We start from the raw sequence: 16383 nt of genomic DNA on the forward strand, positions 1-16383 counted from the left end.
GCTGACAGGATGATAGGGCTGGCAAGGCGTGCTGTAAGTTATTACGTCAACAAAACGGGGCGGGGACGCTGGCTCTTTAAACGGTTTTGTAATCCTGACGGGTTCGAGTGGGCTCGATATCTGGCGCGCTGGGGATCGCTGCATTCCGTTGGCAGCAATGTGTGGATCAATGTCGGGTGCAATATCGCTGACCCTTCGCTGGTGCGTCTCGGCAACAACATCGCTTTATCGGATTGCACGCTGTTCTGTCACGATGGAGCTGTTTTCTTCTCCACTCTCTACAACGTAAAACTTGATTCTGTCGGCCCCGTCGACATCCGTGACAACTGTTTTGTCGGGCATGGTGCGATCATCATGCCGTGCGTGACCATAGGTCCGGGTTCAATTGTCGCCGCAGGTGCTGTTGTCAGGAAAGATGTTCCGCCTGGTGTCGTGGTCGGGGGCAATCCAGCGAGAGTTTTTTGTACCGTTGAAGAGCTGATGAAAAAATTCGAGGCGCGTTGCAACGACTATCCGTGGATGGACGTGATCAGAGAGCGCACCGGTTCCTATGATCCAGGTTTGGAGTCGGCGCTTACGGAAATGCGAGTGCAGTACTTTTTTGGCGAGCCACCAAAATGACCCATACCCCCCTTGATGTGCTGGTGGTCAACTACAACACCGCGAAGCTGTTGCAGCCCATGTTTGACGCATTACGCCAGCCCAACAGTGCGGATCCCACGCGCTATCTGGTCGTGGACAATGCCTCGGCCGATAACTCCCTGGAGCGCCTGGAAAACGTTTGTCCGGAAGCGTTGCTGCTGGCTAATGAAAAAAACGTGGGTTTTGGTCGTGCCAACAATCAACTGGTTGAACACCTGCAGGGCAAGTATGCCTTGCTCATCAACACCGATGCTTTCGTTGCCGCGGACACCCTGAACAAGACGCTCGATTACATGGAGGCTCATCCGGATTGCGGTGTCCTCGGTGTTCGACTGGTTGGACGAGAGGGTGATCTGCAGCCCTCTTGCCGCTATTTTCCGACGCCATTGAACGTCTTCCTCTCGCGTACCGGGCTTGAACGTTTTTTTCCGGTGGTGAAAAGGGTCGACGACATGGAGTGGGATCACGCCTCGGTCCGTGAGTGCGACTGGGTCCCTGGCTGCTATTACCTGATCCGCCGTGAAGTCATCGATCAGGTGGGCTTGTTCGATCCGCGCTACTTTCTTTATTACGAGGAGGTCGATCACTGCAAGCGCGTCAAGCAGGCCGGCTGGAAGGTGGTTTATTACCCGGATACCACGGTGGTGCATATCGGCGGAGAAAGTGCCAAGACGGTTGTCGAGCTCAATGCGGTCAGTCGACAGATACCCAAAATGCAGATCGAAAGCGAGCTGTTGTATTTCCGCAAGCACCACGGTCTGTCCGGTCTGGCCTTGCATATGTTTCTGGTGTGCCTGGGGGATCTGATTCTGGCGCTCAAGGCGGTATTGAAAGGTCGCGGCCGAGCCGCCATCGGTGCGTGCTGGCAACATACGCGTGCCACCTGGGCGCTGCTGCGCGAGACCAAATTCGCTACCCAACCAACACGGTAGAGCCATTCATGTTCGAAAACATACGTGCGGACTTGCGTGCATACGCGGGTGATTGGGGGGCTCAGGGTTTCTGGGTGATGCTGGTTTATCGCTTCGGACGCTGGCGCTACGGTGTGCGGCCGGCGTTGTTGCGCAAGCTGCTCTCCTTTATCTACAAAGTGCTCTACAAACTGGTGCAGATCCTCACGGGCATCGAGCTGCCCTGTGAAGTCGTGGTCGGACGCAACTTTGTCATCGATCACTTCGGCGGCATCATTATCAGTGGGTATGCGCAGTTCGGCGATGATTGCCGGATCCGCAATGGCGTGGTCGTGGGGCTGAAGAATGTGAATGAGCCGATCGCCCCGGTGATCGGCAATAACGTTGATATCGGCACCGGCGCCAAGGTGCTGGGCAATATCCGCATTGGTAACAATGTCGTGATCGGTGCCAATGCCGTAGTGCTGACCGATGTACCGGATGACTCGGTTGCCGTGGGTGTGCCCGCCATTATCAAGAGAAGGCAGTCGGCAGAAGCAACAGCAAGCTCCCTGGACACTTCCGACTGCGACGCCAAGTGAACCCCATGGCGATCGGCATGGGTGTCGTCGTTATCGGTCGCAACGAAGGCCTGCGGCTTGAGCGTTGCCTGGCTTCGCTGGTGGGTGCGGCGGAGCAGGTGGTCTATGTCGACTCTGGATCAACGGACGATTCGGTGCAGATGGCGAAGGCGCTCGGGGTCGAGGTGGTCGAGCTGGATATGTCGATCCCGTTTACGGCGGCCCGCGCGCGCAATGAAGGCTTTGCCCGCCTGCAACATCTGCTGCCGGCGATGCGTTACGTACAGTTTGTCGACGGTGATTGCGAGGTTGTCGAAGGCTGGTTGTCCCGGGCACAGGCCTTTCTCGATACCCGACCTGAAGTGGCGGTGGTCTGTGGACGGCGCCGCGAACGATTTCCGCAACGCTCGATTTACAACTTGTTGTGTGATCTGGAATGGGACACGCCGATAGGCGAGGCGAAGGCCTGCGGTGGCGATGCGTTGATGCGGGCGGATGCTTTCGCCGCAGCGTCGGGGTTTCGAGCGGACCTGATCGCCGGGGAGGAACCCGAATTGTGTGTGCGCCTGCGGGCGAATGGATGGAAGGTCTGGCGTCTGGCTGAGGAAATGACCTTGCACGATGCGGCCATGACCCGCTTCGGCCAGTGGTGGCGGCGTACATTACGCGGTGGCCATGCCTTTGCCGAAGGTGCTTTTTTGCATGGGGCTGCACCGGAGAAACATTGGCTACGGGAATCACGTCGTGCCTGGTTCTGGGGCTTGGGTGTGCCGCTGGCGACGGTGATCGCCATGTTGATGCTGGGCTGGTCAGGGCTGCTTCTGCTGCTGGTCTACCCCTTGCAAGTCGTGCGCCTGGCTCGCCGGGGCGGTAGATCAAAGCGCGAAAACTGGCTGCTGGCTTTATTCCTCGTGCTGGGAAAATTTCCCGAGATGCTCGGACAAGCCAGGTTTCTTCTGAACAGATTCGGCACCGGCAAAACCGCGTTGATCGAATACAAGTGAGACGTCCATGAATAATTGGCTGCTGTTGAAAAGCGTGTTTTCCCTGCACGCGGGCTATTCGTTAAGAGCCTTGAAAAACAAGCTTAAATTATTGGTTTTGATTGGACAGAACTGGTCAGGGCTCAATGTGTTTTTGGGGCGCATGTCGAACGCCCTGGGCAAGTCCGGTGTCGAGAAGTTGGGGCGCGATTGTGTCGGTGTCGTTCATTGGCCCTACATCAGTAAAAACTGGAACGCTCAGGACAGATTAGGCGTGCTGGCTTCGCATTACGAAGTCATCACAAAAAGCTGCCCGCAATTATTGCTGTTCGGGCGAAGCGAAAGTCTGGTGTTGAGTGACTTGTCGGAATTCTCCGCGGGTTGTTTCCTGGTGCTGGATCGTCCGACGTGGTTCATGCGGGAAGGGGAACTGGTACTGAATTTGTTTCAAGGCGATCTGCGCATCGCATCCCTCGCGTTCACCTTGTGCCGCACAGACACTGAGGTGTGTATTTTTATCGGCGCCGTTCAAGGGATACACAAAGGCGTGGAGAGTGATCTGTCGTTGAGTATCTACAGGGACCTGACAAAAGATTTTGAAGGGCTGCGGCCAAGAAGCTTTCTGATCGAAGCGATCAAATACCTTGCCATCAACCTCGGCGTTGAAAAAATCTATGCAGTAGGGGATGGGTATCGCCACCATCGGCATCCGTATTTTGGTGCTGAAAAAAGTCAGGACCTGGCGGCAAATTACGACGTGATCTGGTTGGAGCACGGCGCGACGCCCTCAGCGCGCGAAGACTTTTTTGAGATTCCCATGGAACCGTCCAGAAAACCGCTCGACAGTATTGCTTCAAAAAAACGTGCCATGTACCGCCGACGCTATGAGCTTCTGGATGACACGTTCAGAAAGATCGACAGCGTGTTGTCAGCCAGTTACAGCAAACAGCGTGACGTTCCTGATAGCCGTACGACAGTGGAATCACCCGCAGCAATAACCCTCCGCAACGACAACTAAGCCTGGGTTCCTATGCGTATTGCTTATTTCATCAATCAGTACCCGAAGGTCAGCCATAGCTTCATTCGTCGCGAGATTTTGGCGGTGGAACGTCAGGGTTTTGAAGTGCAACGTATCGCGCTGCGTGGCTGGGACGCCGAGTTGGTGGATGCCGAGGACGTGTCCGAACGCGATAAAACCCGGTATGTCTTGCAGGACGGAATAAAAGGGCTGTTGGGCCCCGCGCTGCAGGTATTGCGCGCCCAGCCACGACGCTTTTTTTCGGCACTGTGGCTGGCGTTACGCATGGGTTTGCGTGCTGATCGCGCCTGGCCGTATCACGTGGTTTATTTGCTCGAAGCCTGTCGCCTGCTGACCTGGTTGCAGGCGTTCGGCGCCAGGCATGTGCATGCGCATTTCGGCACTAACTCCACCGAGGTGGTGATGCTGGCCAACGCACTCGGCGGGCCAGCGTACAGTTTTACGGTGCACGGCCCGGAGGAGTTCGATAAACCGCAGTTCATTCATCTGGGCGAGAAAGTACGTCGCGCGGCGTTTGTTGCCGCCATCAGTTCTTATGGCCGCAGTCAGTTGTTTCGCTGGGTGGATCATTCGCATTGGGCCAAGGTAAAAGTGGTGCATTGCGGCCTGGAGCGGACGTTTCACGATGTCACGCCCGTTGCCGTGCCTTCCGTGCCACGTCTGGTTTGCGTCGGTCGCTTGTGTGAGCAAAAGGGCCAGCTGTTGTTGCTGGAGGCCGCCCGCATCCTGGCCGCGCAAGCCGTGGAGTTCGAGATCGTACTGGCCGGCGATGGGGAAATGCGTGGGCAAATCGAAGCCCTGATTGCACAGCATGGCTTGCAGTCGAAAGTACGAATTACCGGCTGGATCAGCAGCGACCAGGTACGCACCGAAATTCTTGCCGCGCGCGCCCTGGTACTGCCCAGCTTTGCCGAGGGTCTACCGGTGGTCATCATGGAAGCCATGGCATTGCGCCGACCGGTGTTGACGACCTATGTGGCGGGCATTCCCGAGCTCGTGCGCCAGGGCGAGAATGGTTGGCTGTTTCCCGCTGGCGAAGTGGAGGAGCTGGCAGCGGCGATGGTGGACTGCCTCGCGCAACCTGCCGAGGTGTTGCAGCGGATGGGCGAAGCGGCCTGGCAGCGGGTGGTGGAACGCCACGATATAGATACCGAAGCAGCCAGGTTGGCTGATTTATTCAAGGCGCAAGCATGATCACATTACTGGGTTGGCTGTTCAGCGCACTGCTGGTGCTCATCGTACCGCCGGTGTTGGTGTTGTTTGCCCAGGTGCTGCTGGCCTGTCTGCCTGCGCGGTCACGTTCGTCGACACCAGGACCGCGGCCGCGGGTGGCGGTGCTGGTGCCGGCGCACAATGAATCCTCGCTCATCGTTGCGACGCTCAATAGCATTCAGCCGCAGTTGGTAGAAGGCGATCGCCTGTTGGTGGTGGCGGACAACTGTTCTGACGACACCGCGGCGCTGGCCCGCGCAGCGGGTGCCGAGGTGGTGGAGCGCAGCAATGAGCAGCAGCGTGGCAAGGGGTATGCGCTGGACTTCGGGGTGCGTCATCTGGCGAGCGATGCGCCGGAAGTCATGATCATCGTCGATGCCGATTCCCTGCTGAGTGAAGGCTCGATCCTGCGCCTGGCACTGTGCTGCATCGACTCCGGCCGGCCGACTCAGGCCCTGTATTTAATGCATGCTCCTGCAGGATCCGGGCTGAAAGTGCAGCTTGCCGAGTTTGCCTGGTGTGTGAAAAACCGGGTGCGGCCGCAAGGTTGGGCCAGGCTTGGTTTGCCTTGTTCATTAATGGGGTCGGGGATGGCTTTCGTCTGGAAGGACCTGGCTTTGATTGACCTCGCAAGCGGCCATATCGTCGAAGATCTGAAGATGGGCCTGGATTTCTGCCGAAGCGGCAAGCCACCCTTGTTTTGCCGCGATGCGCTGGTGACCAGTTATTTTCCGCGCAGTGACGAAGGCTTGAGTACTCAGCGCAAGCGTTGGGAACACGGTCATCTGGGGGTCATCCTGGGTGATGCGCCAAAGTTGATGATAGAGGCGATCACCCGGGGTAACGGGAGTCTGCTGGCGATGACGCTGGATTTGTTGGTGCCTCCGCTGGCCTTGCTGACGTTGGCTCTGGGCGCAACCTTTGCCCTGTCATGGCTGGTATTTTTGCTGGGCGGTGCATTGGCGCCCGCATTGATCGCTTCGATCGGGATGGTCCTGTTGGCAGGGACTGTGCTGCTGGCATGGAGCCGGTTCGGTCGCGAGATCATCGCTTTTTCGACCTTGATGTATGCGCCGTTCTACGCGTTGAAAAAAATCCCCCTGTACATCGGCTTTGTGCTCAAGCGTCAGGTCGAGTGGGTGCGTTCGAAGAGAGATGACAATTAATGCACGCTTCGTCCTGGCAACACCGCTGGCAAACGATTACCCGCAAACTCCGGGTGGTCAGCGACATTGAAGATGAGCAACGATTGATTGAGGCGTTGTCCAGACCTGACGCGACGACCGTGCTCGGATTCGCCAATGCCCATGCAATGAACCTGGTGGCAGCCAACACCGATTACCATTGCGCGCTGCTCTCGGCGGACGTGTTGCTGCGGGATGGCTCCGGCCTGGCCATCCTGTTTCGTCGCCTCGGTCTGGAACCGGGGCTGAATATGAATGGCACCGACTTCATCCCCAAACTGCTGGCGGCGTACAAGGGCCGGCGCGTGGCTTTCTGGGGCACTGAAGAGCCTTTTCTCACTCATGCGGTGCGGCACAGCGAAGCGCAGTTTGCGGTCAATGTCGTCTCTGCTCACCATGGCTTCGCGCCAGTGGATGCCTACATCAACCTTGCCCGGCAGTTTCAGCCGGAACTGGTTGTGCTGGGGATGGGCATGCCCAAGCAAGAAGCCGTCGCTGCCAGGCTGGCCAACAGCGGCGTGCCCTGTCTTGTCGTGTGTGGCGGGGCGATCCTGGACTTTCTCGGCGGCAAGGTGACTCGCGCTCCGCAATGGGTGCGTCGTATCGGTTGCGAGTGGGTGTTCAGACTCATCACTGAGCCAAAGCGACTCTTTCGTCGTTATGTGATGGGTAATCCGCTGTTTCTGTTACGTACTTTGATCTTCAGGCAAGCCTGACGCAGCAGCTCTTTTGATACCCCGCTCAAGCTTTTCCGGCGCCATAAAAACAGCGTCTGAAATATCTTGCAAAACTTCGGCGTTGCACCTTTACTCATGTTGAAGTTTCGACTTGACGGGTGTGCTTTGGGCTGTTGGCTTCATTAAGATTGGCGTCAACAAAATGTTGTCGGGCAATCTTGAGTTCCAGGGAGGGAGTTGCGGATTTTTCGCAAGAAGGAAGGTGACAGGATCAAAGTGGATGACGGATTGTATCGAGATTGTAATATCCGCCCAGTTTGAACAGTGTGCTCAGTTGTCGCGCTTTCATTTCGAATCTTTGGTTTATTGATTTGAAACTCAAATGGCCTTTCCTTGAATTGTGCTAGTAACCAAATGAAAGAATATATAGCGGAATCAGTGCGTCACTTATTAACTCCTTCGGTGCGATTCGAGCTAAGGAAAGCTGTCGCCTGGCTGCGGGATATTCTCGGGCGAGCCTGTTTTTGGCGCTGGGAAATTGTCAGGTTCAAACTGCGGGAAGACAGCGCCTATGACATTCTCTACGTGGGCAGGAAAACACAGCGGGAGTTTGTGAAGGTTTTACTGGGCGTTCAATCTCAAACAGTTGATGAACAGTTGTTGAAGTTGGGCAAGTCAGACCGGACAGTGGTGGTCAGTGAAATGCCGACCCCGGGGGCATTGTATGTGCCTCAGTACCTGAGTGCTGTCGTGCCGTTGAGCAGGTCAATTGACGAGATCACCGCGAGATACAACACCGAGCTGCGCCGAAATCTACGCAAGAACCGTCTGCGCTACCGCATGAAACAAGCCTTGAACGATGACGAGATTGAAACTGCGGATCGGGAAATGCTTCAACCCTATGCCGCAGCCCGGCATGGTGCGGCCGCCTCGCAAATTGAAGCGCAGGAAGTTCACCGGGTGGCAAAAGTCGCCGGGCGACTCGATCTGGTGCTGCTGGAAGACGAGATTGTTGCATGCCATCTTGGCTGCGTAGTCACCCGGGCAGGGAAGCGTTATTGGAGTACCGTGCGCTTCGGTTACCCTGATGTTGTGTTTTCAGATACAAAGAAGTTACGCGAAGTTAACTCCATTACCACGTTCATGGCGCTTGAATGGGCGATTGAAAATGGTTTTGACTATTACGATATCGGAACTTGCCTGGCACGCCCGGACGACGGACTTCTCGAATGGAAAAGAAGGCGCGGCGGTGATGTTGATACGCTGGGTAATCACGGCTATTTGTTTGTTCAACTGCCCAGGACAGGCGCAGCTCAGTTTCTCTGGGAGGCGCCACTATTTGCTGTAGAGGGCAAGAACCTGACACTTCATCTCGGGTTGCCGGACGGGCCGAGTGATGAAGAAGTTACGCACCGATATCGAGAAATGGGTTTTGGTGGTCTTTTCAAAATATATATCCATTGCGCCAGGGTGCCGGGAGAGGAACTTCTCGATACTTTGCGCAGCCGTTACGCTCATTTGAAGTCGCCCCCAGTCCTGGAAAGTATCGTTTCCACCTGAACACGTCGTTGCGTTTAAAAGATCAGTTTCAACCAATAACGCTTGTTGCTGTTTATCCCTATCTGGATGGGGTGGCTATGTCTCAATTTAATGCGTTGACGAGTGGCGGCCAATCGAAATGGAGCCTTGTTGCGTATAAGCACCTTTTCTACACACGCTTTACAGGGACGCCCTCGTTGCCTCTGCAGAGCCAGGCCGTGAAAACCTGGGAAATTGCCCCGGGCGAAATCGCGATGGCTCCGCCCGCTTTTTACCTGCCCAACCAGCTCGAGCGTGTAACGGGGTGGGCAGAGGCGCTTTTTTATCCGCACGAGCATCCTCGACGCACAATGGAAGGTGTCGGTCGTGTTGAACACAGTCCGACCCGAGGTTATTTGCTGAAGGATGTCTGGTTGATCGATGGCACGCTCTACAAGGGCGATGCCAAATCATGGTTGACCCCTGGTTCTGGCCGGTTACCGGGGATTCGCGTTGAAAACGAAATCGATCGCGGCGCGTTGTATTGCACGGCGGGGGGAAACAAATGGTTTGGCACCTGGCTGATGGATGATTGTTTAACGTATCGATTGGCCAGCGACGAAGGTGTCCCGGTGACCACGGCACCCTTTGCCGATAATGTTTCCATCGCCAGGAACGGCATACTTCACGCCCCCGGTTACGAGAACTGGCTGGACATGAGGCCGGTTCGTTTACGCAATGCATTTTTCCGTGAGCTCGTGATCTTTGACGATCTAAGCCAAAATCGACACAAGCACCTGCGTTTCCGGGCGATGGGTGAAAAACTGCTGTCACACGTCAACGTCAGCGCTCATCCGGGCGTGTTCATCCTGCGAGGTGGCAAGGGTGAGCTGCGATTGCTGCGCAACGAGAGGGAACTTGCAGAACGTCTGCGTGACCGTAGGGGTTTTCGCATTCTCGACCCGGCGACATCCGATGTTCCGACCATCGTCGAGGCCTGTGCCGGGGCAAGAACGGTGATAGGGATCGAGGGGAGTCATCTTATCCATGGGGTTAATGTACTTCCCCCAGGTGGTTCGCTGCTCGTTTTGCAGCCGCCTGATCGTTTCGTCTGTTTCTTCAAGTACCTGACCGATCGTGACCGGCAGAACTTTGGTTTTGTGGTCGGTACGCCAGCAGGAAGTGGTTTCACCATCGACCCCGATGAAGTCGAGCGCACGCTGGATCTCTTTCCGTCATCGTACGGCGAGGCATAAGCCTCGCCTTCACTCATGACCGACTAGTAGGCTTGTTTGCCGGAGAAGGCAGATACCGTTCGTAAAAGAATGATGAAGTCGAGCCAGAGCGACCAGTTGTTGATGTACTCGATGTCTGAGTCAACCCGCCGAATCATTTGTTCTATATCTTTCGTTTCACCGCGAAGGCCACGTACCTGAGCCAGGCCGGTGATGCCCGGTTTAATGTTGTGACGCGCAAAGTAGCCCGAGACATCGGGTGAGTACTGCACATCGTGTTGAATCGCGTGCGGACGAGGGCCTACCAGCGACATTTCTCCCATCAACACGTTGAACAACTGCGGTAGCTCATCCAGGCTGGTTTTCCGAATAAAGGCACCCACCCTGGTCACGCGTGGATCATTCTTTTGTGCCTGCTTGACGGTGCCGTCTGACGGTTGATGGACCACCATGCTTCTGAACTTCCAGATCCGGAAAACTTCGCCACTCCAGCCCATGCGTTGTTGACGAAAGAACACGGGGCCGGGGTTATCGATCTTGATCGCAAGGGCGACAAGCGCCAGCACTGGCGCCGCAAAAAGCAGGATGAGAAAAGCCCCGACTTTGTCTTCGAGATTCTTCAGGAACAGTCGCATCCCCATCAGCGGCGTTTCGGACAAGGTCAGCACGGGAATGCCGGCAATCTCGCGAACACTGTGGTTGATCAACTTCAAGGCGAAAATGTCCGGCACCCAGTTAACCCTGACGTGTTTATCGAACAGACTTAAATAGACCTTCTGGATCACTTCGGAGCCACCGACAGGGGTCACAAAATAGACGGTACGAATGGCGTGTTTAACAACCAACTCATCAAGATCAGAGATATTGCCCAATATCGCCAGGCGTGGTGCGCCTTCCAGGCCTTCCTTTCCCCGATCATCGTCCGCGCCAATCAATACACAGCCGACGATGCGTTCACCGAGCCAGGGGTTATTGCTGATTTTCTTGTGGAGGTAGCTGGCCAGTTCGCCCGAGCCAATGATCAGCGAATTTTCCAGTTGCGTCGGGTGAGCCAGAAACTTCTTCTGCATTTCCCGAGTGGCAAGGTGCAAAAACAACTGGGCAAAATAGCCAATAACAAACAACTCCCCAACCAACAGCCGCGAATACTGTTCGCTTGTTTTGGTTAGAAAAGCCATGGCCACGAGAAAACCAAAGGTCGCGGTCCACGCCTTTAGAAGCTTGAAGGCTTTGACGGTGAATCCGACATTGCTGCGATAAATAGCGTAGTGGTCGTAAACGACGGCCAATGCCCCAAGCAGCAGCAGGAGCATGATGACGTAGTCTTGCGAAATGAAGCCGATATGATAATTGATCAAAAACCACGCGACACCGGTTACCGCAACGCAATCGAGACCGGCCTGAATGACAATACTGGTGCTGCTTCTTCGCTGGAGAACGGAACGGGTACTGTTGGGCTCAAAAATCATTTTCAGACCTCATTTGCTTTCCCTTGCGCTCGATAATGACGGAATTCAGGTCAAAACAGCCCTCGCTTGAGAGCCTCAGCGTCACCCACAAGTTACTCATACTTGTGACAGGTCTCCACCCTCAAATGTGTAAATCTGGTGAGACGAAGACGGGTGCTATCACTTTAGCAGCACTGTGCAAACATTCACTGAATCGCTGCGGATTCATCGAACATTCAAGGGGGAGCCCGTGCCATTGCCCAGGTGGCAGTCGGCGCATTGCAATGGGTAGTTCACGCTAACGCAGTAGCGGGCCCGGGCAATCGGCTTCCGCCCATTGATTCACGCCGTGGGTGCCGGCTTCGCCAGTTCGATACCCGCGGCACCCAGGCGCTTGAGGATTTCAAACAGCAGGTCGCTTTTGGTGATGCTGACAATTCTCGGACTGCCGACATAACCGGTGATGGTCAGCGTGATGCCTTCGGGCGTCAGTTTGCTGAATCGCACCACTGGCGCCGGTTTGTCGAGAATGGTTTCGTGTTCGCAGTAGGTGTCGTAGAGCAGGTCTTTCACCTGTTCGGGGTCGATGTCCAGGGGGAAGGTCAGTTCGAGCGTCGCCACCCCTTGGGCACTACCGCCCAGGGTCACGTTGCGCAGGTTCTGCGAGATCAGTTGCGAGTTCGGAACGATGACGATCGAGCGGTCACTGAGCTGGATTTCGGTGGCCCTCACGTTGATCCGGCGGATGTCGCCTTCGACCCCGCTGATGCTGATCAGGTCGCCGACTTTCACCGGGCGCTCGGTTAGCAGGATCAGGCCGGACACGAAATTCTTGACGATCTCCTGCAAGCCGAAACCGATCCCCACCGACAACGCGCTGACGATCCAGGCCAGGTTGGTCCACTGCACGCCCAATGATGACAGCGTCATCAGGATGACCAACGCATAGCCGATATTGGCAAACAGCGTGGTCAGCGAAGCGCGCATGCCCGGGTCCATCTCGGTTTTTGGCAGGAGCTCCTTGTCCAGCCATCGGCCCAGCGTTCGTATCAGGTAAATGCCGACCAACAGAGCCAGTGTGGCATTGAGCAAGTGACCGGGGATGATGTTCAGTTTGCGCAGCCCGGCGCCACCGAGAATGGAAAACACGTTGCTGAGCAGTTGCCCCAGGGTTGTTCCGACACCCCCGACAAACAGGGTAATGATCGCCATCAGCAACAGACCTGCGCGGCCGACCCCCGACAGAATGGTCGAGATCTGCTCCAGGCGCCGGTCTTCAATGCCCAGCAACTGTTTTAGCGCCTTGCCGCTGGGACTCTTGATCGAGAACAGGTATTCGCAGGCATCCTTGAAGCATTGCATCAGCAGGTAGAAACCGCAGAGCACGAGGAATCCCCAGACCAGTTCATAGGTGATGAACCGGGCCAGGGACACGTACCCCGTCAAAAGAGCTAACAGTGAAATCACCATCGCGAGACTGGCGATTGTGTAGAGCAGGCCAGCAAAAGTCCTGCCTGCTTCAGGGGCTTCTCCAGCGACCACGACGGCCCTTCGGACCTTGCCGGTGCGCAACAACAGGTCCAGCAGAATAAACGAAACCACCATTGCAACGATGCCTCGACCGGCGATCACCACGCCACTACTCATCCCGGCTGCGTTGATGATCTGGTTCATCGTCACCCCAACCAACAGCACGGCCGCCAGAGTCCGGGGATAAGGTTTCAATGACAGCGCCACCGGGTCGGCGAGCGCCGGCAGCCGCCAGGACGGGTGCTGCGTGGATAACAGGGCGCGACTCAGCGAGGTGATCAGGACGCAGGTGTAGGCGACTTTTTCGAATTCCTGGGAAAAGGTGTTCAGCATCGGTGTCAGCGGAGTCTGCCGTGTGAAGGTGTAAAACAGCAGTTGCAGGGCGACGCCGACGGTCAATACGGTGGCCAACACAGAGGCCAGCGCGAGGGAGCTTCGGCGCAGGCGTCCTTCCGGCATCCGGTGAATGCACAGCCAGGTCAGCCCTCGTTCGGCGAGCCGGCGGCCGAGCGTCCAGATGACCAGGGCCAACAGCAACAGTGCGCTGGTGTAGAGGCGTTGGCCCGGTTGCCAGGCGGCTCCGGCGACCTGTGTCGCCTGATCGAAGAACATTCTGACGCGCAGCCGATCGTCCATCGAAGGGGCCATGACCGGTGACCAGAAGTCTGGGTTCAGGATGCTTCGGGTGCTCAGGGACAGTTCGCTTTCCAGCAGGTTGCGACGGATACCGGCGATCTGGGTGATGAGGTCGGTGGCGCTCGTTTTCAGAGCGGCCAGGGTTTTCAGGGTGGCGTCGACTTTGTTTTTTTGTTCGGTGAGCGCTTTTCGCTGCGCGGCGATATCGGATTGTTCGGCCGCGGTGTCATCGAGGGGGACAGGCCCCAACACGCCCAGTTGTGCGCGGAGTTGAGTTTGTAGCGGAAGCAGTGAGGCGGTGAGGCGATCGACATCCAGCAAGAACATCTGGACCAGGTCCTGCGGGCCCTCCAGCTGGTTGAAGTTATCGACCAGCGAGATCTGCTGTTTGAGGCTGTCGAGCCGAAGCTGCAGTGTCTGAAGATCGCTTGGGGAAACGGTGAGGGGCGCAGCTACCGCCCTGGGCGTTGAAATCTCTGGTTGGTCGGCCGCCGACAGCATTCCGGGTCCCGCCCCGAAAAGCGTGAAAGCGACGAAAATCATGGCTTTCAGTGCATGACGCATAGGAGTGTCCGACTCTGTTGTTAATCATTCAGCCTATGAGGTTAGGTCATCAGGTAAACCTTCGAAGAATAGTTTGGTCGCCTGCCCCCCGCTGGGCGAGGGGGAGGGTGGACGTGTCAGACGCGTTCGAACAACACGGCGATGCCCTGGCCGCCGCCGATACACATGGTCGCCAGGGCATAACGGCCCTGGACCCGGTGCAGTTCGTGAATGGCCTTGGTGGCAATAATCGCGCCGGTGGCGCCCACCGGGTGGCCCAGCGAGATGCCCGAACCGTTGGGGTTGACCTTCTCCGGGTCGAAGCCCAGTTCCTGCGCCACGGCACAGGCTTGCGCGGCGAAGGCTTCGTTCGATTCGATGACGTCCAGGTCGGCCACGGTCAGGCCGGCCTTTTTGAGCACCAGCCGGGTGGCAGGAATCGGCCCCAGTCCCATCAGTTCCGGCTCGACCCCGGCATGGGCGTAACCGACCAGCCGGGCCATCGGCTTGAGGCCTTGGGCGCGCACCATTTCACCGGTGGCCATGATCAACGCACCCGCACCGTCATTCAGGCCAGAGGCATTGCCGGCGGTGACGCTGCCGTCTTTTTTGAAGGCGGGCTTCATCTTGGCCAATTGCTCGGCATTGACCTCGGCGCGCACGTGTTCGTCGGTCGCGAAGGTCACGGTGCCTTTGCGCGACGTCACTTCGATCGGCACGATCTGACTGTCGAACCGGCCTTCGGCGATTGCGCGCGCGGCGCGCTGCTGGCTGATCATGGCCAGTTCATCCTGGGCCTGACGCGTGATGCCGTAGCGCCCGGCGATGTTTTCCGCGGTGATGCCCATGTGGAAACCGGCAAACGGGTCTTGCAGCACACCCAGCATGTAGTCGATGGCCTGCATGTCGCCCATGCGTGCGCCCCAGCGCGCTTGTGGCAACAGATAAGCGCCACGGCTCATGGACTCGACGCCACCGGCCAGCGCCGCGCCTGCGTCACCCAGCATCAGGCTTTGGGCGGCACTGACAATCGCCTGCAAACCGGAACCGCAGAGGCGGTTGACGTTGAAGGCTGGTGTCTCTTTCGGCAGGCCTGCATTCATCGCCACCGCCCGGGAAATGTAGGCGTCGCGTGCTTCGGTCGGGATCACATGACCCATCACCGCATGGCCAATGTGCTCAGGCGCCAGGCCGGAGCGCTCGATGGCGGCGCGGCACACATCGGTCGCCAGTTGAATCGGCGGGACATCCTTGAGCGAGCCGCCGAAGCTGCCGATGGCGGAACGGACAGCGCTGATAACGAAAATGTCGGATGGGTTCATGAGGGTTTCCCTGGTTCAGTCTGGTGCGCGTTTGGCGCTGTTATTGGGGGAAAGAGTCTAGGGGCGGTGGTGTGGTTGGCCTATGTCGAAAGTGCTCAAGGGGGGTGGCTTTTTTTGCCATTTCAGAGGGGGGTATTTTAGATCGGCTTATAGATGGTGGGCGATGTTTCTGAATCCAGTGTGGGACGAGTTTATGGTTTTTGACTGGGGACATATCCGTTGCTGCGGTAACGGCGGCTATTGGTTCCGCTCTTACAGCGGGTCACTTGGAAGAGCGCCAAGTAACCAAGCGCCAAGCGCCCCTGACGTACGGTGGCTCGCTAAGGCTCGCCATTCCCTCGCTCCGGTCCTGCTCCGTGGGCCCGCCGCCATCGGCCATCCATGGCCGGGGGCGGCTACCGCGGCATCCTTGCCGCGGTGCCCAATACGCAGAACCTGCGCTCGGCCTTCCGACGGGGCAGATCAAGATCAAAAACAAAGCGAGGCGGCCTGATAGCCGGCCTGAAGTTCGTCAGGATCATCGGCGGTAAACACCAATGTAATGCCCCCCCAAAATCCCCTGTGGGAGCTGGCTTGCCAGCGATGGACATCCAGGCACCGCGTTCATTCAGGCAGCACGCGTCATCGTTAACGACCATCGCTGGCAAGCCAGCTCCCACAGGGGAATGCGAAACGCTTCAAACGACAGGCCGGCCCGAAGGCCGCCTCGCGGTGCTGTGGCGGTAGTCGCCCATCGAGAGGCCGAGTGGAGGTTCTGCGCAGTGGGCAACCCGGCAGGGATGCCGGGTTAGCCGCCCCCGGCCATGGATGGCCGATGGCGGCGGGCCCACGGAGCAGGACCGGAAGGAGGGCATGGCGAGCCTAGGCGAGCCACCGAACGAAAGGGGCAAAAGCGCTTGGTTACTTGGCGCTTCTCCAAGTGACCCGCCGTAAGGGCGGAACC

General features: G+C 57.3%; 13 protein-coding genes and 1 pseudogene. 10 read left to right on the forward strand and 4 right to left on the reverse strand.

Features of this window, described 5'->3' with window-relative positions:
• Nucleotides 1-9: 9 nt before the first annotated feature.
• The 10 genes from KJF94_RS08180 to KJF94_RS08225 all read left to right on the forward strand — a co-directional run bounded on the left by KJF94_RS08180 (nt 10) and on the right by KJF94_RS08225 (nt 9982).
• Nucleotides 10-621, forward strand: coding sequence for an acyltransferase (locus KJF94_RS08180; RefSeq protein ID WP_214382492.1), 612 nt, complete (start codon nt 10-12; stop codon nt 619-621).
• Nucleotides 618-1574, forward strand: a complete 957-nt coding sequence (locus KJF94_RS08185; protein ID WP_214382494.1) for a glycosyltransferase family 2 protein — start codon at nt 618-620, stop codon at nt 1572-1574. The genes KJF94_RS08180 and KJF94_RS08185 overlap by 4 nt, the downstream gene beginning before the upstream one ends.
• A gap of 8 nt (nt 1575-1582) precedes the next feature.
• Entirely contained in the window at nt 1583-2134 is a 552-nt protein-coding gene (locus tag KJF94_RS08190; RefSeq protein WP_214382496.1) for a serine O-acetyltransferase, read from the forward strand.
• 5 nt (nt 2135-2139) lie between these two features.
• Nucleotides 2140-3117, forward strand: coding sequence for a glycosyltransferase family 2 protein (locus KJF94_RS08195; protein WP_214382498.1), 978 nt, complete (start codon nt 2140-2142; stop codon nt 3115-3117).
• Between the two features lie 7 nt (nt 3118-3124).
• Complete coding sequence (locus tag KJF94_RS08200) at nt 3125-4114, forward strand: VirK/YbjX family protein (RefSeq protein WP_214382500.1); 990 nt, start codon at nt 3125-3127, stop codon at nt 4112-4114.
• Nucleotides 4115-4126: 12 nt separating this feature from the next.
• The gene (locus KJF94_RS08205; RefSeq protein ID WP_214382502.1) at nt 4127-5329 is read left to right on the forward strand and encodes a glycosyltransferase; all 1203 of its coding nucleotides are present in this window, start codon (nt 4127-4129) and stop codon (nt 5327-5329) included.
• Nucleotides 5326-6513, forward strand: coding sequence for a glycosyltransferase family 2 protein (locus KJF94_RS08210; protein ID WP_214382504.1), 1188 nt, complete (start codon nt 5326-5328; stop codon nt 6511-6513). Before KJF94_RS08205 ends, KJF94_RS08210 begins: the two co-directional genes overlap by 4 nt.
• A complete protein-coding gene (locus tag KJF94_RS08215; RefSeq protein WP_214382506.1) occupies nt 6513-7247 on the forward strand; it encodes a WecB/TagA/CpsF family glycosyltransferase in 735 nt (244 codons plus the stop codon). Before KJF94_RS08210 ends, KJF94_RS08215 begins: the two co-directional genes overlap by 1 nt.
• Nucleotides 7248-7622: 375 nt before the next feature.
• Nucleotides 7623-8768, forward strand: a complete 1146-nt coding sequence (locus tag KJF94_RS08220) for a hypothetical protein (RefSeq protein ID WP_214382508.1) — start codon at nt 7623-7625, stop codon at nt 8766-8768.
• A gap of 77 nt (nt 8769-8845) precedes the next feature.
• Entirely contained in the window at nt 8846-9982 is a 1137-nt protein-coding gene (locus KJF94_RS08225) for a glycosyltransferase 61 family protein (RefSeq protein ID WP_214384791.1), read from the forward strand.
• 23 nt (nt 9983-10005) lie between these two features.
• Here the strand turns inward: KJF94_RS08225 and KJF94_RS08230 are convergent, their stop codons facing one another.
• From KJF94_RS08230 to KJF94_RS08240, 4 genes and pseudogenes are all read right to left on the reverse strand, one after another.
• Entirely contained in the window at nt 10006-11430 is a 1425-nt protein-coding gene (locus tag KJF94_RS08230; RefSeq protein ID WP_214382510.1) for an undecaprenyl-phosphate glucose phosphotransferase, read from the reverse strand.
• Between the two features lie 213 nt (nt 11431-11643).
• A pseudogene (locus tag KJF94_RS30065) lies at nt 11644-11742 on the reverse strand (cytochrome C); the annotation flags it as partial.
• A gap of 9 nt (nt 11743-11751) precedes the next feature.
• A complete protein-coding gene (locus tag KJF94_RS08235) occupies nt 11752-14139 on the reverse strand; it encodes a DUF3772 domain-containing protein (RefSeq protein ID WP_214382512.1) in 2388 nt (795 codons plus the stop codon).
• 116 nt (nt 14140-14255) lie between these two features.
• Complete coding sequence (locus KJF94_RS08240; RefSeq protein ID WP_214382514.1) at nt 14256-15440, reverse strand: acetyl-CoA C-acyltransferase family protein; 1185 nt, start codon at nt 15438-15440, stop codon at nt 14256-14258.
• Between the last annotated feature and the right edge of the window lie 943 nt (nt 15441-16383).

Source organism: Pseudomonas hormoni (assembly GCF_018502625.1).
GTDB lineage: Bacteria > Pseudomonadota > Gammaproteobacteria > Pseudomonadales > Pseudomonadaceae > Aquipseudomonas > Aquipseudomonas hormoni.

Excerpts from the sequence above, each read along its gene's own strand:
- KJF94_RS08190 (WP_214382496.1), top strand. The coding sequence starts at position 1,583 with ATGTTCGAAAACATACGTGCGGACTTGCGTGCATACGCGGGTGATTGG.
- KJF94_RS08210 (WP_214382504.1), top strand. The coding sequence starts at position 5,326 with ATGATCACATTACTGGGTTGGCTGTTCAGCGCACTGCTGGTGCTCATC.
- KJF94_RS08230 (WP_214382510.1), bottom strand. The coding sequence starts at position 11,430 with ATGATTTTTGAGCCCAACAGTACCCGTTCCGTTCTCCAGCGAAGAAGC.
- KJF94_RS08235 (WP_214382512.1), bottom strand. The coding sequence starts at position 14,139 with ATGCGTCATGCACTGAAAGCCATGATTTTCGTCGCTTTCACGCTTTTC.
- KJF94_RS08225 (WP_214384791.1), top strand. The coding sequence starts at position 8,846 with ATGTCTCAATTTAATGCGTTGACGAGTGGCGGCCAATCGAAATGGAGC.
- KJF94_RS08200 (WP_214382500.1), top strand. The coding sequence starts at position 3,125 with ATGAATAATTGGCTGCTGTTGAAAAGCGTGTTTTCCCTGCACGCGGGC.
- KJF94_RS08215 (WP_214382506.1), top strand. The coding sequence starts at position 6,513 with ATGCACGCTTCGTCCTGGCAACACCGCTGGCAAACGATTACCCGCAAA.
- KJF94_RS08220 (WP_214382508.1), top strand. The coding sequence starts at position 7,623 with ATGAAAGAATATATAGCGGAATCAGTGCGTCACTTATTAACTCCTTCG.
- KJF94_RS08195 (WP_214382498.1), top strand. The coding sequence starts at position 2,140 with ATGGCGATCGGCATGGGTGTCGTCGTTATCGGTCGCAACGAAGGCCTG.
- KJF94_RS08205 (WP_214382502.1), top strand. The coding sequence starts at position 4,127 with ATGCGTATTGCTTATTTCATCAATCAGTACCCGAAGGTCAGCCATAGC.
- KJF94_RS08240 (WP_214382514.1), bottom strand. The coding sequence starts at position 15,440 with ATGAACCCATCCGACATTTTCGTTATCAGCGCTGTCCGTTCCGCCATC.
- KJF94_RS08185 (WP_214382494.1), top strand. The coding sequence starts at position 618 with ATGACCCATACCCCCCTTGATGTGCTGGTGGTCAACTACAACACCGCG.
- KJF94_RS08180 (WP_214382492.1), top strand. The coding sequence starts at position 10 with ATGATAGGGCTGGCAAGGCGTGCTGTAAGTTATTACGTCAACAAAACG.